13 protein-coding genes and 2 tRNA genes are annotated in these 16,848 nt (G+C 69.5%); 4 read left to right on the forward strand and 11 right to left on the reverse strand.

What is annotated here, in order from left to right; all coding sequences use genetic code 11:
* Window positions 1-68: 68 nt before the first annotated feature.
* The 3 genes from AC067N_RS07055 to AC067N_RS07065 form a co-directional block, all read right to left on the reverse strand.
* Window positions 69-428 carry a DUF4233 domain-containing protein gene (locus AC067N_RS07055; RefSeq protein ID WP_478677878.1) on the reverse strand — a complete coding sequence of 120 codons (360 nt, stop codon included), beginning with the start codon at window positions 426-428 and terminating at the stop codon, window positions 69-71.
* Window positions 429-436: 8 nt separating this feature from the next.
* A complete protein-coding gene (gene folC, locus AC067N_RS07060) occupies window positions 437-1,945 on the reverse strand; it encodes a bifunctional tetrahydrofolate synthase/dihydrofolate synthase (protein ID WP_478677879.1) in 1,509 nt (502 codons plus the stop codon).
* A 288-nt stretch (window positions 1,946-2,233) separates the two neighbouring features.
* A complete protein-coding gene (locus AC067N_RS07065) occupies window positions 2,234-4,858 on the reverse strand; it encodes a valine--tRNA ligase (RefSeq protein WP_478677880.1) in 2,625 nt (874 codons plus the stop codon).
* 137 nt (window positions 4,859-4,995) lie between these two features.
* Here AC067N_RS07065 and AC067N_RS07070 point away from each other — a divergent pair, with 137 nt between their 5' ends.
* The gene (locus AC067N_RS07070; protein ID WP_478677881.1) at window positions 4,996-5,946 is read left to right on the forward strand and encodes a hypothetical protein; all 951 of its coding nucleotides are present in this window, start codon (window positions 4,996-4,998) and stop codon (window positions 5,944-5,946) included.
* A 75-nt stretch (window positions 5,947-6,021) separates the two neighbouring features.
* Here the strand turns inward: AC067N_RS07070 and clpX are convergent, their stop codons facing one another.
* The 5 genes from clpX to AC067N_RS07095 form a co-directional block, all read right to left on the reverse strand.
* Window positions 6,022-7,308 (reverse strand): ATP-dependent Clp protease ATP-binding subunit ClpX, encoded by a 1,287-nt coding sequence (clpX, locus tag AC067N_RS07075; RefSeq protein WP_184894103.1) that lies wholly within the window; start codon window positions 7,306-7,308, stop codon window positions 6,022-6,024.
* Between the two features lie 203 nt (window positions 7,309-7,511).
* Window positions 7,512-8,192, reverse strand: coding sequence for an ATP-dependent Clp protease proteolytic subunit (locus AC067N_RS07080; RefSeq protein ID WP_478677882.1), 681 nt, complete (start codon window positions 8,190-8,192; stop codon window positions 7,512-7,514).
* Window positions 8,193-8,432: 240 nt separating this feature from the next.
* Window positions 8,433-9,047 carry an ATP-dependent Clp protease proteolytic subunit gene (locus AC067N_RS07085; protein WP_055519442.1) on the reverse strand — a complete coding sequence of 205 codons (615 nt, stop codon included), beginning with the start codon at window positions 9,045-9,047 and terminating at the stop codon, window positions 8,433-8,435.
* Window positions 9,048-9,449: 402 nt separating this feature from the next.
* Entirely contained in the window at window positions 9,450-10,865 is a 1,416-nt protein-coding gene (gene tig, locus AC067N_RS07090) for a trigger factor (protein WP_478677883.1), read from the reverse strand.
* 237 nt (window positions 10,866-11,102) lie between these two features.
* A tRNA-Pro gene (locus AC067N_RS07095) sits at window positions 11,103-11,179 on the reverse strand.
* A 177-nt stretch (window positions 11,180-11,356) separates the two neighbouring features.
* On the opposite strand from AC067N_RS07095, the gene AC067N_RS07100 reads away from it, so the two are divergent.
* Window positions 11,357-11,427 (forward strand) — tRNA-Gly (locus tag AC067N_RS07100).
* Window positions 11,428-11,662: 235 nt separating this feature from the next.
* Here AC067N_RS07100 and AC067N_RS07105 read toward each other — a convergent pair.
* On the reverse strand, window positions 11,663-11,857 hold the full coding sequence (locus AC067N_RS07105) for a hypothetical protein (protein ID WP_286256627.1): 195 nt from the start codon (window positions 11,855-11,857) through the stop codon (window positions 11,663-11,665).
* Window positions 11,858-12,435: 578 nt separating this feature from the next.
* Here AC067N_RS07105 and AC067N_RS07110 point away from each other — a divergent pair.
* Window positions 12,436-13,629, forward strand: a complete 1,194-nt coding sequence (locus AC067N_RS07110; RefSeq protein WP_478677884.1) for an acyltransferase family protein — start codon at window positions 12,436-12,438, stop codon at window positions 13,627-13,629.
* Window positions 13,630-13,633: 4 nt separating this feature from the next.
* On the opposite strand, the gene AC067N_RS07115 is transcribed toward AC067N_RS07110, so the two are convergent.
* Together AC067N_RS07115 and AC067N_RS07120 are read right to left on the reverse strand one after the other, a co-directional pair.
* Window positions 13,634-14,116: an HD domain-containing protein gene (locus AC067N_RS07115; RefSeq protein WP_478677885.1), complete on the reverse strand. Its 483-nt coding sequence runs from the start codon at window positions 14,114-14,116 to the stop codon at window positions 13,634-13,636.
* Window positions 14,117-14,199: 83 nt separating this feature from the next.
* Entirely contained in the window at window positions 14,200-15,372 is a 1,173-nt protein-coding gene (locus AC067N_RS07120) for a PP2C family protein-serine/threonine phosphatase (protein WP_478677886.1), read from the reverse strand.
* A gap of 215 nt (window positions 15,373-15,587) precedes the next feature.
* On the opposite strand from AC067N_RS07120, the gene AC067N_RS07125 reads away from it, so the two are divergent.
* Window positions 15,588-16,829 (forward strand): GNAT family N-acetyltransferase, encoded by a 1,242-nt coding sequence (locus tag AC067N_RS07125; protein WP_478677887.1) that lies wholly within the window; start codon window positions 15,588-15,590, stop codon window positions 16,827-16,829.
* Window positions 16,830-16,848: the final 19 nt, after the last annotated feature.

Genomic DNA, 16,848 nt, shown 5'->3' on the forward strand with positions numbered 1-16,848 from the left:
GCGGGTGTCACGCAGCGTCAGCGGGCCCGCCTCGGGACGCGGCCCGGGGAGACACCCGCCCCGGACGGTCAGGAAGCCCCCGCACCCGCCTCGGTGGAGGCCTGGGCCGCGAACCGTGCCTTGGCCTCGTCGACCTTGCGGCCGAAGTGGACGGACGCCCACCACAGGGCCGCGAACAACGCGCCCAGGAAGAACATGGACGGCACGAAGAACCCGGACAGGATCAGCGCGATCTGAAGCGCCCAGCCGAGCTGGACGCCACCGGGCCGGGTGACCAGCCCGCACAGCACGACGCACAGGAACATGGCGGCACCGCTGACCGTCCAGACCGTCGACATGGCCAGGTCCGGGTCCTTCATGGCGACCAGTCCGGCGAAGCCGATCACGAAGAACTCGCCGATCAGGGTGGAAGCGCAGAGGGTACGCATGGATGAGATCAGCCCTTCCCCAGCAGCAGCCGGGCCTCGCCTACGGTGATGACGGAACCGGTGACGAGGACACCGGCGCCCGCGAACTCGCCCTCCTCCTCGGCGAGCGTGATCGCCGCTTCCAGGGCGTCCGGCAGCCGCGGCTCGACCTGGACGCGCTCCTCGCCGAAGACCTCCACCGCGATCGCCGCCAGTTCGTCGGCGTCCATCGCGCGATGGCTGGAGTTCTGCGTGATCACGACCTCGGCGAAGATCGGCTCGAAGGCCTCCAGGACCCCCCGTACGTTCTTGTCGCCGCTGGCGCCGACGACCCCGATGAGCCGGCTGAAGTCGAACGCCTCACCGACCGCCTCGGCCGTGGCCCGCGCGCCCGCCGGGTTGTGCGCCGCGTCCAGCACGACCGTCGGGGACCGCCGTACGACCTCCAGCCGGCCCGGCGACGACACCGACGCGAACGCCTTGCGGACCGTCTCCGCGTCCAGCGGTTCCGGCCGCTGCGATCCGACGCCGAAGAACGCCTCGACGGCGGCGAGGGCGACGGCCGCGTTGTGCGCCTGGTAGGGGCCGTGCAGCGGGAGGTAGACCTCGGGGTACTCGCCGCCCAGCCCGCGCAGGGTGAGCATCTGCCCGCCGACGGCGACCTGCCGCGAGACGACCCCGAACTCCAGGCCCTCGCGGGCCACGGTCGCGTCGACCTCCACGGCCTTCTTCAGCATGACCTGCGCCGCGTCGACCGGCTGCTGCGCCAGGATCACGGTCGCGTCCTGCTTGATGATCCCGGACTTCTCGTCGGCGATCTCGGCGGGCGTCGTGCCCAGCCGGTCCGTGTGGTCCAGGTCGATGGGCGTGATGACGGCGACGTCCCCGTCGATGACGTTGGTGGCGTCCCAGGAGCCGCCCATCCCGACCTCGACGACGGCCACGTCCACCGGCGCGTCGGCGAAGGCGGCGTACGCCATGCCGGTGAGCACCTCGAAGAAGGAGAGCCGGTACTCCTGGGAGCCGTCCACCATCTCGATGTACGGCTTGATGTCCTGGTAGGTCTCGACGAAGCGCTCGGCGGAGATCGGCGCGCCGTCCAGGCTGATGCGCTCGGTGATCGACTGGACGTGGGGGGAGGTGTAGCGGCCGGTGCGCAGGTCGAAGGCGCCGAGCAGCGCCTCGATCATGCGGGCGGTGGAGGTCTTGCCGTTGGTGCCGGTGATGTGGATCGAGGGGTACGACCGCTGCGGCTCGCCCAGGACGTCCATCAGCGCGGCGATCCGCTGGACCGACGGCTCCAGCTTGGTCTCGCCCCAGCGGGTCGCGAGGTCGGCCTCGACCTCGCGCAGTGCCTTGTCGACCTCCGGGTCCTCGGGCCGCGAGGGTACGTCGGCCTGCGGGGCGCCGCCCTGCGCACGCAGGGTGCGGCTGCCGGCCTCGATCACCGCGAGGTCCGGGTCACGGTCCGTCTCGGCGGCGACGATCTCCTCGAAGGGGTCGATCGGCTCGGGCTCCTGGTCACTGCGTTCGCTCACGACGTCAGTCTACGGGTGGGGCTTCGCCGGGCCGGGGCGCCTCTCGGCTCGAGGATGCGGGTCGTGTGGCGGCCGCGGGCGCGTCACGGTTGCTCGCGCAGTTCCCCACGCCCCCGGTGTACGGCGGCTGCATGTCGCCCTGCTCAGCTGCGGGCAGTCGTGCCCCTGGGGTGGCCGGGGCGGGGCGCGGGCGGCGCCTCGTGAGCGTCCCGTTGCACGGCCCACCCCCGGCAAGCGGAAACCCCCGGTGCGCAGGAAGCACCGGGGGCCTTCGCCGCCTGCGAACGGCTACGCCTTCGGGAGGCGCTCCAGCTGCGCCTGGATGCGGGCGATGTCCTCCTCCGCCTTCGCCAGGCGGGTGCGGATCTTGTCGACGACGTGGTCGGGGGCCTTCGCCAGGAACGCGGCGTTGCCGAGCTTGGCGTTGGCCTGCGCCTTCTCCTTCTCGGCCGCGGCGAGGTCCTTGGCCAGCCGCTTGCGCTCCGCCGCCACGTCGATCGTGCCGGACAGGTCCAGCGCGACGACGGCCCCCGCGACCGGCAGGGTCGCCGTGGCCGAGAAGCCCTCGCCCTCCGGCTGGAGCCGCAGCAACTGGCGGATGGCCGCCTCGTGGGGAGCCAGCGCCGTACCGTCCAGGGTCAGCCTGGCCGGGACCCGCTGGCCCGGCTGGAGGCCCTGGTCGGCACGGAAGCGGCGGACCTCGGTGATGACGGACCGGAGGCTCTCGATCTCGCGTTCGGCGCCCTGGTCGCGGAACCCGCTGTCCGTCGGCCACTCGGCGACGACGACCGACTCGCCGCCCGTGAGGGTGGTCCACAGCGTCTCCGTGACGAACGGGACGACCGGGTGGAGCAGCTTCAGCGTGACGTCGAGGACCTCGCCGAGGACCCGCTTGCTGACCTCGGCCGCCTCGCCGCCCGCGGCGAACGTCGTCTTGGACAGCTCGACGTACCAGTCGAAGACCTCGTCCCACGCGAAGTGGAACAGGGCGTCCGACAGCTTGGCGAACTGGAAGTCGTCGTAGTAAGCGTCGACTTCGGCGACCACCGAGTTCAGCCGGGAGAGGATCCAGCGGTCCGTGGACGACATGGCCGACGGGTCCGGCAGCGGCCCCTCCACCGTCGCGCCGTTCATCAGCGCGAAGCGCGTGGCGTTCCAGATCTTGTTGGCGAAGTTGCGGGAGCCCTGGACCCAGTCCTCGCCGATCGGGACGTCGACACCCGGGTTGGCGCCGCGGGCCAGGGTGAACCGGAGCGCGTCGGAGCCGTACTTGTCCATCCAGTCCAGCGGGTTGACCGCGTTGCCGAAGGACTTCGACATCTTCTTGCCGAACTGGTCGCGGACCATGCCGTGCAGGGCGATGGTGTGGAACGGCGGGGTGCCGTCCATCGCGTACAGGCCGAACATCATCATCCGGGCGACCCAGAAGAAGAGGATGTCGTAGCCGGTGACCAGGACGGAGTTCGGGTAGAACTTCGCGAGCGACTCGGTCTGCTCGGGCCAGCCGAGCGTGGAGAACGGCCACAGGCCAGAGGAGAACCAGGTGTCGAGGACGTCGGTGTCCTGACGCCAGCCCTCGCCGCTCGGCGGCTCCTCGTCCGGTCCGACGCAGACGACCTCGCCCTGAGGGCCGTACCAGACCGGGATGCGGTGGCCCCACCACAACTGCCGCGAGATGCACCAGTCGTGGAGGTTGTCGACCCAGTCGAAGTAGCGCTTCTCCATCTCCTGGGGGTGGATCTTGACGCGTCCGTCGCGGACGGCGTCGCCGGCGGCCTTCGCCAGCGGGCCGACCTTGACCCACCACTGCAGGGAAAGGCGCGGCTCGATCGTCGTCTTGCACCGCGAGCAGTGGCCGACGGAGTGGACGTACGGCCGCTTCTCGGCGACGATCCGGCCCTCGGCGCGCAGCGCGGCGACGATCGCGGAGCGGGCCTCGAGGCGGTCCAGGCCCTGGAAGGGGCCGTGAGCGGTGATGACGGCGTGCTCGTCCATGATCGTGATGGACGGCAGGCCGTGCCGCTGGCCGATCTCGAAGTCGTTCGGGTCGTGCGCCGGGGTCACCTTGACGGCACCCGTGCCGAACTCGGGGTCGACGTGCTCGTCGGCGACGACCGGGATGGAGCGGTCGGTCAGCGGCAGCTTGACCAGCTTGCCGATCAGGTGCTTGTACCGCTCGTCCCCGGGGTGGACGGCGACAGCCGTGTCACCGAGCATCGTCTCGGCGCGGGTCGTGGCGACGACGATCGTCTCGTCCCCGTCGCCGTACTTCATGGAGACGAGCTCGCCGTCGTCGTCCTGGTACTCGACCTCGATGTCCGAGATGGCGGTCAGGCACCGAGGGCACCAGTTGATGATGCGCTCGGCGCGGTAGATCAACTCGTCGTCGTAGAGCCGCTTGAAGATGGTCTGGACGGCCTGGGACAGGCCCTCGTCCATGGTGAACCGCTCACGCGACCAGGCGACGCCATCTCCCAGGCGCCGCATCTGTCCGCTGATCTGCCCGCCGGACTCGCCCTTCCACTGCCAGACGCGCTCGACGAACGTCTCACGGCCCAGGTCGTGCCGGGACTTGTTCTCCTTGGCGAGCTCGCGCTCGACGACGTTCTGCGTGGCGATACCGGCATGGTCCATGCCGGGCTGCCACAGCGTCTCGAAGCCTTGCATCCGCTTACGGCGGGTCAGGGCGTCGATGAGCGTGTGCTCGAAGGCGTGCCCGAGGTGCAGGCTGCCCGTGACGTTCGGCGGCGGGATGACGATGGCGTACGGCGGCTTGTCGCTCTTCTCGTCCGCCTCGAAGTAACCACGCTCTACCCAGCGCTCGTACAGCGTCCCCTCTACGTCGGCCGGCGCGTACTGGGTCGGCAGGTCGGTGCTGGGCGCTGGAGGCTGCTGCTGAGCGTTCTCGGTCACGCGCTCAGTTTAGAGGTGTCACGGGGCGGTCCCGAAACCCGATTCTTCGGTAACGGTGTGACCCCCGGTGCGTGGGACCCAGCGACTTTGCGCCAGGATGTCAGGAACACATAAGCATCTGGAGGGGAACCCAGAAAATGAGTCACAACCAGCCGGGCCCGTACGGCGGGCAGCCCCAGCAGCCCGGGCCGTACGGTCAGCCGGGCCCCTACGGCCAGCAGCCGCAGGCCGCCCCCCAGCCCGGCTACGGCTACCCGCAGCAGGCTCCCCCGCAGCAGCCGGGCTACGGGTACCCGCAGCAGGCTCCCCACGGTGTTCCGCCCCAGACCCCGCCCTACGGCCAGCCGCAGGCGCCCTACGGCCAGCAGCCGGGCTACCCGACCGTGCCCCAGCCCCCGGTCGCCCCCGGCGGTGGCGGCAAGAAGGTCGGCATCATCCTGGGCGCGGTGGCCGTGGTCGCCGCGGTCGCGGTCGGCGCGTACTTCGTCTTCGGTGGCAGCGGCGCGGACATCGCGGACGACGGCCCGCACAAGCTGACGACGCCGGAGACGGTGCTCAGTGAGTACAAGAAGTCCTCGGACGGCGGCGACGGCATGACCGACGAGGAGCTCAAGGAGGCCGAGACCGCCACGGGCATCAAGGACGCCAAGGACGTCAGTGCCAACTACGAGGTGAAGAACGAGGCCAATCCGCTGGGCGGCAAGGCACTTACCTTCGGTGGCCTCTACGGGGAGATCGAGGATCCGGAGAAGGCGGTCGACGCGTTCTTCCTCTTCATGAAGCAGGACGTGGAGAAGGAGAGCGACGGGGCGGTCACCTTCAAGGGCAGCCCCAAGGAGTACACACCGGAGGCACTCGACGGCGCCATCCTGAAGTGCCAGGAGGCCGTGGTCGACAACTCCGAGAGCACGACGTCGGGCATGCCGAAGGAGATCAACGTCGTGTACTGCCTCTGGGGCGACTACAGCACGCTCGGCTTCGCCATGCCCATGGAGTACTCGGACGTCGCGGCGGGCAAGGCCTCCACTCCCGAAGAGGTGGCCGACATCACCGCCAAGCTTCGCAAGGAAGTCCGCGTCGCGGCCTGATTCCGCACCTCGGTGCCTGAGGGGCCCCGGTCGCCTGACCGGGGCCCCTCAGAACGTGCCTGTGCAGCCGACGCGTTACGCCGTCTTCTGCTCCCCCGGCCCCCGGCCGCGGGCGTCGCGGGGGATCAGGGTCGGGTTGACGTTCGAGTGGACGACGTCGGCGGTGATGACGACCCTCGCCACGTCCTTGCGGGACGGGACCTCGTACATGACCGACATCAGGACTTCCTCCATGATGGCGCGCAGGCCGCGCGCGCCCGTCTGGCGGAGGATGGCCTGGTCGGCGATGGCCTCCAGGGCCTCGCGCTCGAAGTCCAGCTCCACGCCGTCGAGTTCGAAGAGGCGCTGGTACTGCTTCACCAGGGCGTTGCGGGGCTCCACCAGGATCTGGAGGAGCGCCTCGCGGTCCAGGTTGTGGACCGAGGTGATGACGGGGAGGCGGCCGATGAACTCGGGGATCATGCCGAACTTCACCAGGTCCTCGGGCATGACGTCCTCGAACTGGTCCTTGGACTCCAGCTCCCGCTTCGAGCGGATCGTCGCGCCGAAGCCGATGCCCTTGGCACCCGCCCGCGACTCGATGATCTTCTCCAGGCCGGCGAACGCGCCGCCCACGATGAACAGGACGTTCGTCGTGTCGATCTGGATGAACTCCTGGTGCGGGTGCTTGCGGCCGCCCTGCGGCGGGACCGAGGCCGTGGTGCCTTCGAGGATCTTGAGCAGCGCCTGCTGGACGCCCTCGCCGCTCACGTCCCGCGTGATCGAGGGGTTCTCGCTCTTCCGCGCGACCTTGTCGATCTCATCGATGTAGATGATCCCGGTCTCGGCCTTCTTGACGTCGTAGTCGGCGGCCTGGATGAGCTTCAGGAGGATGTTCTCCACGTCCTCGCCCACATAGCCCGCCTCCGTCAGCGCCGTCGCGTCCGCGATGGCGAACGGGACGTTCAGCATGCGGGCCAGCGTCTGGGCGAGCAGGGTCTTGCCGGAGCCGGTGGGGCCGAGGAGCAGGATGTTGGACTTGGCCAACTCGATGGCGTCCTCGCGGCTTTGGCCGCCGCCGTTCTCGCCGGCCTGGACGCGCTTGTAGTGGTTGTACACCGCGACCGACAGGGCCTTCTTGGCGGCCTCCTGGCCGACCACGTACCCCTCGAGGAACTCGTAGATCTCGCGGGGCTTCGGGAGTTCCTCCCAGCGGACCTCACTGGTCTCCGCGAGCTCTTCCTCGATGATCTCGTTGCAGAGGTCGATGCACTCGTCGCAGATGTACACACCGGGCCCTGCGATGAGCTTCTTGACCTGCTTCTGGCTCTTGCCGCAGAACGAGCACTTGAGCAGATCGCCGCCGTCACCGATGCGTGCCACGGTGTGCTTCCCCTTCGCCTGGGAGACGCCTGGACGATTGGAATCCAGCGGCTCCTGGTGCTGCCTTATGTCGACGGTACCTTGCCGGGCCCCCCGTTCGGGCCCCCCTTGGCACGGTTCGCTTTGACGTGCACCTTGTCGTGCACTGGGTCAAACGGTGCCAACCATGCCAAGGGGCGGCGAACAATACAGGCTTTCCGCCGTCAGCGGACGCTGTTGTTGTTCATCTTCCGCGTGGAGATGATCTGGTCGATCAGGCCGTACGAGAGCGCGTCCTCGGCCGTGAGGATCTTGTCGCGCTCGATGTCCTCGCGGATCTTCTCGATCGGCGTGGTGGAGTGCTTGGCCAGCATCTCCTCCAGCTGCGCACGCATCCGGAGGATCTCGTTGGCGGCGATCTCCAGGTCGGAGACCTGGCCGCGGCCGGTCTCGCTGTACGGCTGGTGGATCAGCACGCGCGCGTTCGGCAGCGCCATGCGCTTGCCGGGCGTGCCGGCGGCCAGCAGGATCGCGGCGGCGGAGGCCGCCTGGCCCATGCAGACCGTCTGGATGTCCGGCTTCACGAACTGCATCGTGTCGTAGATCGCGGTGAGCGCCGTGAAGGAGCCGCCGGGGCTGTTGATGTAGACCGAGATGTCACGGTCGGGGTCCATCGACTCCAGGCACAGCAGCTGCGCCATGACGTCGTTGGCGGAGGCGTCGTCGATCTGGACGCCGAGGAAGATCACCCGCTCCTCGAAGAGCTTCGCGTACGGGTCGTACTCGCGGATGCCCTGCGAGGTGCGCTCGACGAAGCGCGGGATCACATAGCGGGACTCGGCCGTGGGGCCGGTGTACTGGGAGCTCGCACGGTCGTAGAGGCCGTGGCCGGGAAAGTCGTTCACTGTGGGTCTCCTGGGAGCCTGAGAGGGGCTGAGGCGGTCGGCTGGGGCTGTTCGGGGGGTGTGGGTCGGCTGCCGCCGGGCTGTGTGCCGCCGTACGTCCGTGACGGCCGTCGCACGGCCGCCGTACGCCTCGTACGGTGCCCGGAGCCGCTCCCTCCGCCGCAGGCCCTCGTACGGGCTCCTACGGCGGTCGGGCGCGGCCGGGCTCGCGCACGGCGGCGCGCGGCACGGCGGGTGCCGTTACGCCTGCCCGGCCCCGGTGCCGCCGCCGCCCGGCATGCCGGCGGCCGTGGCGATGACGTCGTCGATGAGGCCGTACTCCTTGGCCTCGAAGGCGTCGAACCAGCGGTCGCGGTCCGAGTCGCGGGTGATCTGCTCGACCGACTGGCCGGTGTGCTGCGACGTGAGCTCGGCCATGCGCTTCTTGGTGTGCAGCAGCCGCTCGGCGTGGATCTTGATGTCCGAGGCCGAGCCGGCGAGGCCGGCGGAGGGCTGGTGGATCAGGATCTCGGCGTTCGGGAGCGCGAAGCGCTTGCCGGGCGTGCCCGCGCTGAGGAGGAACTGACCCATCGAGGCCGCGAGGCCCATGGCGATGGTCACCACGTCGTTCTTGATGTACTGCATGGTGTCGTAGATCGCCATGCCGGCCGTGATCGAACCGCCCGGGCTGTTGATGTACAGGTAAATGTCCTTGTCCGGGTCGGCGGCAAGGAGCAGCAGCTGTGCGGTGATCTTGTTCGCGATGTCGTCGTCGACCGGCTGGCCGAGGAAGATGATCCGCTCGTTGAGCAGCCGGTTGTAGACATGGTCGCCGAGGCCACCGCCGATGGAAGGTTCGCCGGCGGCGGAGGGCATCAGATTCGTCACGTATCCACCTGCTCGTCTTACGACGGCGCCGGGCCGTCTCACGTTTCCCTGCGGGGGCCTCCGGCGGTTTCGCCGAGTGCTCCGGCCCCGTATTCATGGACCCTAACGCGGAGGCTCCGCCGGGGAATCCCGCAAAGGGAACTGTTCGCTGTCAGCGCATGCGCTCCGCTGGTGGAGCGGGGGCGCCGTGTCACCCCCGGCCCCCAGGGGCGCGGGGAACTGCGCGACCGGGCCGTGAAGAGCCGCACTCGCCGATCGGCCCGGCGCGGCAGGGGTGACTGCGGCCCGTCCGTGGCCGGTGGCGCAGTTCCCCGCGCCCACCGGGTAGACCGACGGGCCCCCGGATCACAAGTGATCCGGGGGCCCGTCGTGGCGTTACGAGCGGAGCGCTCAGGCCTCGTTCTTCTCCTCGGCGGCGGCCTCGGGGGCCTCCTCGGAAGCCTCGGCCGCAGCCGGGGTCTCCTCGGCGGAGCCCTCGGCGGTCTCGTCCTCGTCCTCGTCGTCGAGGTCGACGAGCTCGCCGTTGGTGTCCTTCACCGTGGAGGCCTCGACGACCAGGGCCAGGGCCTTGCCGCGGGCGACCTCGCCGACCAGGAGCTGGACCTGGTTGTTCTGGACGACGGCCTGGGCGAACTGGTCGGGGGACATGCCGGAGGAGGCGGCGCGGCGCATGAGGTGCTCGGTGAGCTCCTCCTGGTTGACGCTCAACTTCTCCTTGGAGACCAGCTCGTCGAGGACGAACTGGGTCTTGATGCCCTTGATCGCGGCCTCGCGCGTCTCGGTCTCGAACTCCTCCTCGGTCTTGCCCTGGATCTCCAGGTACTTCGCGAGGTCGAGGCCCATCTGGCCGAGCTGGTGGTGCTCCAGGTTGTGCTTGCGGGTGTTGATCTCGTCCTCGAGCAGCTTCTCGGGGACGGGCACCTCGACCAGCTCCAGCAGCTTCTCCAGGACGCGCTCCTGGGCCTGCGTGGCCTGGTCGTACTGCTTCATGTTCTCCAGGCGCTTGCGGCTGTCCGCGCGCAGCTCCTCGAGGGTGTCGAACTCGGAGGCGAGCTGGGCGAACTCGTCGTCCAGCTCCGGCAGCTCACGGGCGGCGACCTGGGTGACCTTGACGGTGACCTCGGCCTCCTTGCCCGCCGCCGAGCCGCCCTTGAGCTCGGAGGTGAAGGTGGCCTCGACCCCGGCCTCCAGGCCCTTCACGGCGTCGTCGATGCCGTCCAGCAGCTCACCCGAGCCGATGGTGTACGAGACGCCCTCGGCGACACCGTCCTCCAGGACCTCACCGTCGACCTTGGCCTGCAGGTCGATCGTGACGACGTCACCGTCCTCGGCGGCGCGCTCGACCGGGGAGGTGGAGGCGAAGCGCTCACGGAGCTGCTCGACCGCCTTCTCGATGTCCTCGTCGGTGACCTCGACGGCGTCGACCTCGACCTCGATGCCGGAGAAGTCCGGGATCTCGATGGTCGGGCGGACGTCGACCTCGGCGGTGAAGTTCAGCGTCTCGCCGTCCTTCAGCTCCGTGATGTCGACCTCGGGCTGACCGAGGACGTTGAGCTCGGCCTCGTTGACCGCCTCGGTGTAGAGCTTCGGAAGCGCGTCGTTGACAGCCTCCTCGAGCACGGCGCCGCGACCGAACCGCTGGTCGATGACCCGGGCCGGGATCTTGCCCTTGCGGAAGCCCTTCACCGTGACCTGCTGGTTGATCTTCTTGTACGCCGCGTCGAGGCTGTCCTTGAGCTCCTCGAAGGGCACCTCGACAGTGAGCCGAACCCGAGTCGGGTTCAGGGTCTCCACGGCGCTCTTCACGGTTCGGTCTCCTTGTGGCTGACTTCTTGGGGTTCTGCTGGGCCCCCTGCCGGGATCCGGCAGAGCCTCAGCGGATTAGCGGCCCTTGAGAGACGTGAGAGTGCAGACACACGGGCGCGCAGCTTGCATAGTAACCGCAGGCGGTACACGCCCCAAAAGGTGATCTTGAGACACCGGGTGCCCCGCGGGTCGTGCCCTGGCAGGTCCCGGCCGGGTGGCCCGGCGGGTTCCGGCTGGTGGTCGGGGTGGCGGGATTTGAACCCACGGCCTTCCGCTCCCAAAGCGGACGCGCTACCAAGCTGCGCCACACCCCGTCTGGTGCGACACGTAGGGTACATGCCCGGGGCCAGGGGAGCCGCAGTATTCGCCGAGTGCGCGGGCGCGTACGCGGGCGGACATGCGGGTCGGCCCGGAAGGGGTGTGCGACGAGGGCGTCCGACCCGCTACGATGCCTTCTGTGCCGCGGTCTCCCGACCTGCGGCGCGACCTGTGCGGGCGTAGCTCAATGGTAGAGCCCTAGTCTTCCAAACTAGCTACGCGGGTTCGATTCCCGTCGCCCGCTCTGTACGACTCAGGGCCAGGTGAGAGGTTCAGTCCTCCGCCTGGCCCTGATCGTTTTCCGAGGGCTTCGACCAGCCCGCCGAGCACCCTCCGGCGCTCGCTGGTCCCCATGGCCCCGTGAGCCGCCTTCCGGCCCGCCACGCGTGATCACCGGGCACAGGCCGACGGGGGGGCCGGGGCGCGGTCGCGTGTCGCGCCGGCAGCGGGGCCGAAGTGGTGGTTCGCCGGTCGCGGCCCTAGAACTGGATCGAGTTGATCGTTTCCGCTATCGAGTTCAGGAAACGCTGGATGTCGTCGGCCATGCCGGTGGAGGCGAGGAAGAAGCCGAAGAGAATGGCGACCACGGCCGGGCCGGCCTTGATCGTCCCGCCTCGCATCAGGACGACGAGGATGATCCCCAGCAACAGAACCACTGACAGCGAAATGGCCACAACAGATCACACCCTCGGTCGGTCCGCACTCCCGGCCCGGGGCGCCGACCCCACGCGCACCCCGCCAGAACCATCGTGCCACCAACCAGGCCGTCCTATGCGGCAGGTGAGGCAACGTCGGCCACAGCGACGCCGAACCGTAGCCGGGCCGGGGACCGGCAAGAGCGCGCCGGGACGGAATTCACCGTGATCGTTTCCGTGCACACACATCCCGTTCGCAGGTAATTCGAATTGTTGCCACAGACACATCAAGGGCCTTGCGGAGAACGGTAATCAACCGGACATTCCACCGGAGTCGCCCGAGCATGTTATGCACCGTTTAGTCCGGATGAATACGGACAGAAGGTACCGGCGTCGCGCTCCTCGATGTACGGACGGTCACGCTCTGACTGATGCTCACTTCACCGAATCCGGGGTACCCGGAGAGCAGACGCAGTCCCCAATACGGGATTAACGTCGATGGTTTTACTGAATCGCACAGACAACGCTAGGGTGCCTCAGATGTTCACCGCTGCCTCGTCCCCCCCTTGCGCAGCGAGTGCTCGGACCGGCCCGCGCAGTTACCGGCGGGAGGGTCCGTGACGAACTCGCTGCGACCGCACGGCCACACCAGCGCGCCGCTCCCCCCGGCACAGCCGCCGGCGGACGGAGTGCCGAGTCCGCGCTCGCTGAAGTCCTCGTCCCCCCACACAGCCCCGAGCGGGCCCACCCCGGACACCAGACCGGCCAGACAACGCGACGCGTTCTTCGACAACGCCAAGTACCTGGCCATCGTGCTCGTCGCGATGGGCCACGCCTGGGAGCCGCTGACCGACCACAGTCGCGCCGCCGAGGCCCTGTACATGGTCGTCTACACCTTCCACATGCCGGCGTTCATCATCATCTCCGGCTACTTCTCGCGCAGTTTCGACATGCGCCCCGACCGGCTGCGGCGGCTGGTCACCGGAATCGCCGTACCGTACGTGCTGTTCGAGATCGCGTACTCGGTCTTCAAGCGGTACGCCGACGACGACCCGTCGCACCCGATCAGTCTGCTCGACCCCTGGTACCTCACCTGGTTCCTGATCGCGCTGTTCGTCTGGCGGCTGACGACGCCGCTGTGGAAGGTCGTGCGCTGGCCGGTGCCGCTCGCGCTCGCCATCGCGGCGCTCGCCTCCGTGTCGCCGGACATCGGTGACGACCTCGATCTGCAGCGCGTCCTGCAGTTCCTGCCGTTCTTCGTGGTGGGCCTGTTCATGAAGCCGGCGCACTTCCAGTTCATGCGCCGCCGTGAGGTGCGGGTCCTGTCCGTGCCGGTGCTGGCGAGCGCGCTGGCGATGGCGTACTGGCTGGGCCCGGACATGAACTCGGCCTGGTTCTACCACCGGGACAGCGCCCAGGAGCTGGGCGCCCCGTGGTGGGCCGGTGTCGTGATGACCTTCGCGCTGTTCGGCTGCTCCATGGTGCTGACCACGTGCTTCTTCGCCTGGGTGCCCCGGCGGAAGATGTGGTTCACCGTGCTGGGCGCGGGCACCCTGTACGGCTACCTGCTGCACGGGTTCCTCGCGAAGGGCTCGCGCTTCTGGGACTGGTACGACCTGCACGCGTGGATCTACCAGCCGCTCGGCGAACTCTTCGTCACCTTCTTCGCGGCCGCCGTCATCACCGTGCTGTGCACGCCGCCGGTGCAGCGGATGTTCCGGTTCGCGATGGAGCCGAGGATGGAGTGGGCCTTCAAGCGGGACGCGACCGAGCTGGCCCGCGAGCGTGGGAAGGCCGGCGCCAGGACCTGAGTCCTCAGCCGTCGCCGTTGTCCGTGACCTCCTCGGTCGCCGGTTCGTCCGGCAGACCGAGGAGGTTTCGCATGTGGGCGTACTTGTGGGTCAGCCGGGCGCGGGTGAACTCGTCCAGCACGGCCAGACGGGCCGGGTTCGCGTTGTGGGCGAGGTCGGACTGCTTGACGAGGAGGGCGCCGGGGGTGGCGAGGATGCGCGCCGCGTACGCCTCGGGGTCTTCTCCGGGACGCTTGGTGAGGGCCAGCACGATGTTCTTCGTACGGGCGGTGAGGGGGGCCTCGGCGAGCCAGTCCTCGGTGAGGGCCTCGTCCTCGATGGCGTCGTGGAGCCACGCCGCGGCGATCTGGTCCTCGTCGCCGCCGCGGGCGGCCACGCCGTGGGCCACCGCCTGGAGGTGCTCGGTGTAGGGGCGGCCCGCCTTGTCGGTCTGGTCGGCGTGCGCGCTGCGGGCGAGGGCCTCTATGTCCGGGAGAGGGAGGGGCATGGGGTGGGCTCCTGTGGCGTGTTCGAGCGGGCGGGATCGGGTGGTCGGCCGCTGGGTCCCCGCGCCCTCGGGGACGCTCACCGTCACTTCGGGGCCGTGGGGCCCTCTCGGCAGATCAGGAGCAGGGCACGGTCGTCGTTCACGTCCTTGGCCACCGCCTCGATGAGATGCCAGGCGGCGCCGTGGAAGCCGCCGGGGACGTAGCGGTCGGCTTCGCCGGTCAGGCGGTCGATGCCCTCGACTATGTCGCGGTCGGAGGTCTCGACGAGGCCGTCGGTGAACAGCATGAGGACGTCTCCGGGGCGCAACGAGCCCTTCACGGGGTCGAACTGGGCACCGTCGTAGACGCCGAGGAGCGGGCCCTCGGCGGCCTTCTCCTCCCAGCGGCCGGTGCCGGCGCTGAGCTGGAGGCCGGGCGGGTGGCCGGCGGAGAAGAGTTCGTAGTCGCCGGAGTCGAGGTCCAGGACGAGGTGGATGGAGGTCGCGAAGCCCTCGTCCCAGTCCTGGCGGAGGAGGTAGCCGTTGGCCGCCGGGAGGAACGCGTGCGGTGGGAGCGATCCCAGCAGCCCGCCGAAGGCGCCGGAGAGAAGGAGGGCGCGGGAGCCGGCGTCCATGCCCTTGCCGGAGACGTCGGTGAGGACCACTTCGAGGGTGCGGCCGCCGTTCGTACGGGCCGCGACGACGAAGTCACCGGAGAACGACTGGCCGCCCGCGGGGCGCAGCGCCATCTCGCGGTGCCAGCCCGCGGGCAGCTGCGGCAACTTGCTCTGTACCCGGATGCGTTCGCGGAGGTCGAAGAGCATGGTGCCGCCGCGGCGCCAGGGGACGCCGACGCGGCTGCGGAACTGGGCGATGAGCAGGCCGAAGAAGCCGCAGGCGGCGACCACGAGCACTATGCCGGGCGTCACTCTGGCCGGGCCCTCGGTGTAGGGGCCGAGCTGCACGGACTCGACGATCAGCGCGGTGGCGGCGGCCGCGTACAGGCCGAGCAGGCTGGCGGGTCGCAGCAGGAGGCCGCCCGCGACGATGGGCAGGACCAGCGCGGCGGGTGAGAACCACACCGGGTCGATCATCGTGAGCATCGCGATGAGGGGGATCATCAGCAGCAGCGCGGCCAGCGCGACCCAGTCGGAGCCGTCGCCCCGGAAGTAGTCGACCGCGGATTTGCGCATGCCGGTGCGGGCCCGGTGAACCAGCTTCTTCATCCGGGCCGTGAACGTATCGGCCGCCGCGCGCCGCTCTCGTCCTGCTGCCATTGTTCGGGACCTTATCCATCGGACCAGCCCCTGTGCACAGGAGGTCCTACTTGTCCCCCTTCCGAGGGCCGGTTCACGACGAATCTCACACAGATCTCACACGGGAGCCCGGTCCTGCGGCTCTCGCGCGGCACCTGTGAAGGATCCCACGACGTGCCCGCACGGGACGGGGAAATTCACTCGCTCGTATCGAATCGCGCTGCTACGCATGGCACATGACGACTGAGCTGCGGGCGCTGCGCAAGGACGACTGGAATGTCTGGTACGCGAATCTCCTCCGTGCCTTCGGAGGGATGCAGGCGCCGGCCGAGGAGCGCGACCTCGACGAGTCGCTCATCGACCACGACCGTGCGCTCGGCGCCTGGGACGGCGGCCAATGCGTGGGTTCGGCCGCGGCGTTCGACTTCCGGATCACGGTGCCCGGCGGCGCGTCCGTCCCGGCGGCGGGCGTCACGATGGTGGGCGTCGCGGCGACACACCGGCGGCGCGGGGTTCTGACCTCCATGATGCGGCGGCAGTTGGCGGACGTCCGCGCCTGGGGTGAGCCGCTGGCCGTGCTGGTCGCGTCGGAGCCGGCGATCTACGGCCGCTTCGGGTACGGCGTCGCCACGCAGCGGCTCGGCGTCGACATCGACACCACTCGGGTACGGCTGTCCGTACCGCCCGGCACCGATGACGTACGGCTGCGGTACGCCGACCCGGCCGAGGTCCTCGACGCGTGTGAGGCGGTGTACGCGCGCCGGGTGCCGGAGCGGCCGGGGATGCTGGTGCGGCGGCCGGGCTGGGAGCAGGTGGAACTGCTCGACACGGACCGGCACCGGGCCGGTGGCTCGCCGTTGCAGTGCGTGGTGGCCGAGCGGGGTGACGGGGACGAGGGACTCGTCGGGTACGCGCGGTTCCGGATCAAGCCGGACTGGGGGCCGAGCGGTGCCGCGGGGGTGGTCCGGCTGAGCGCGCTGGAGGCAGTGGATCCGGCCGCGCACGCCGCGTTGTGGCGGTTCCTCCTCGACATCGACCTCACGTCGTCGGTCGTCGCGCACCGGCGGCCCGTGGACGAGCCGTGGCTGCACATGGTGTCGGACGTGCGGCGGTGCGGGCTGCGGGTGCAGGACGATCTGCACGTACGGCTCGTGGACGTCGGCGCGGCACTGCGGGCGCGGACGTACCAGGCGCCGGTGGATGTGGTGTTGGAGGTCGAGGACGCCTTCTGCCCCTGGAACGCGGGGCGTTGGCGACTCGTCGGCGATGCGAAGGGGGCGAGTTGCGAACGGTCCGAGGAGGCCGCCGATCTCGCCCTCTCGGTACGGGAGTTGGCGTCGGCGTATCTGGGCGGGGTGAGCCTCGCGTCGCTGGGGGCGGCCGGGAGGGTACGGGAGCTGCGGGAGGGGGCGCTCGCGGAGGCGTCCCTGGGGTTCCTCTCGTCGACCGTGGCGCCCTGGTTGCCGCACTCGTTCTGACGCCGGGTGCCCTCCGGCT

This window comes from Streptomyces sp. NPDC042364 (assembly GCF_056437585.1).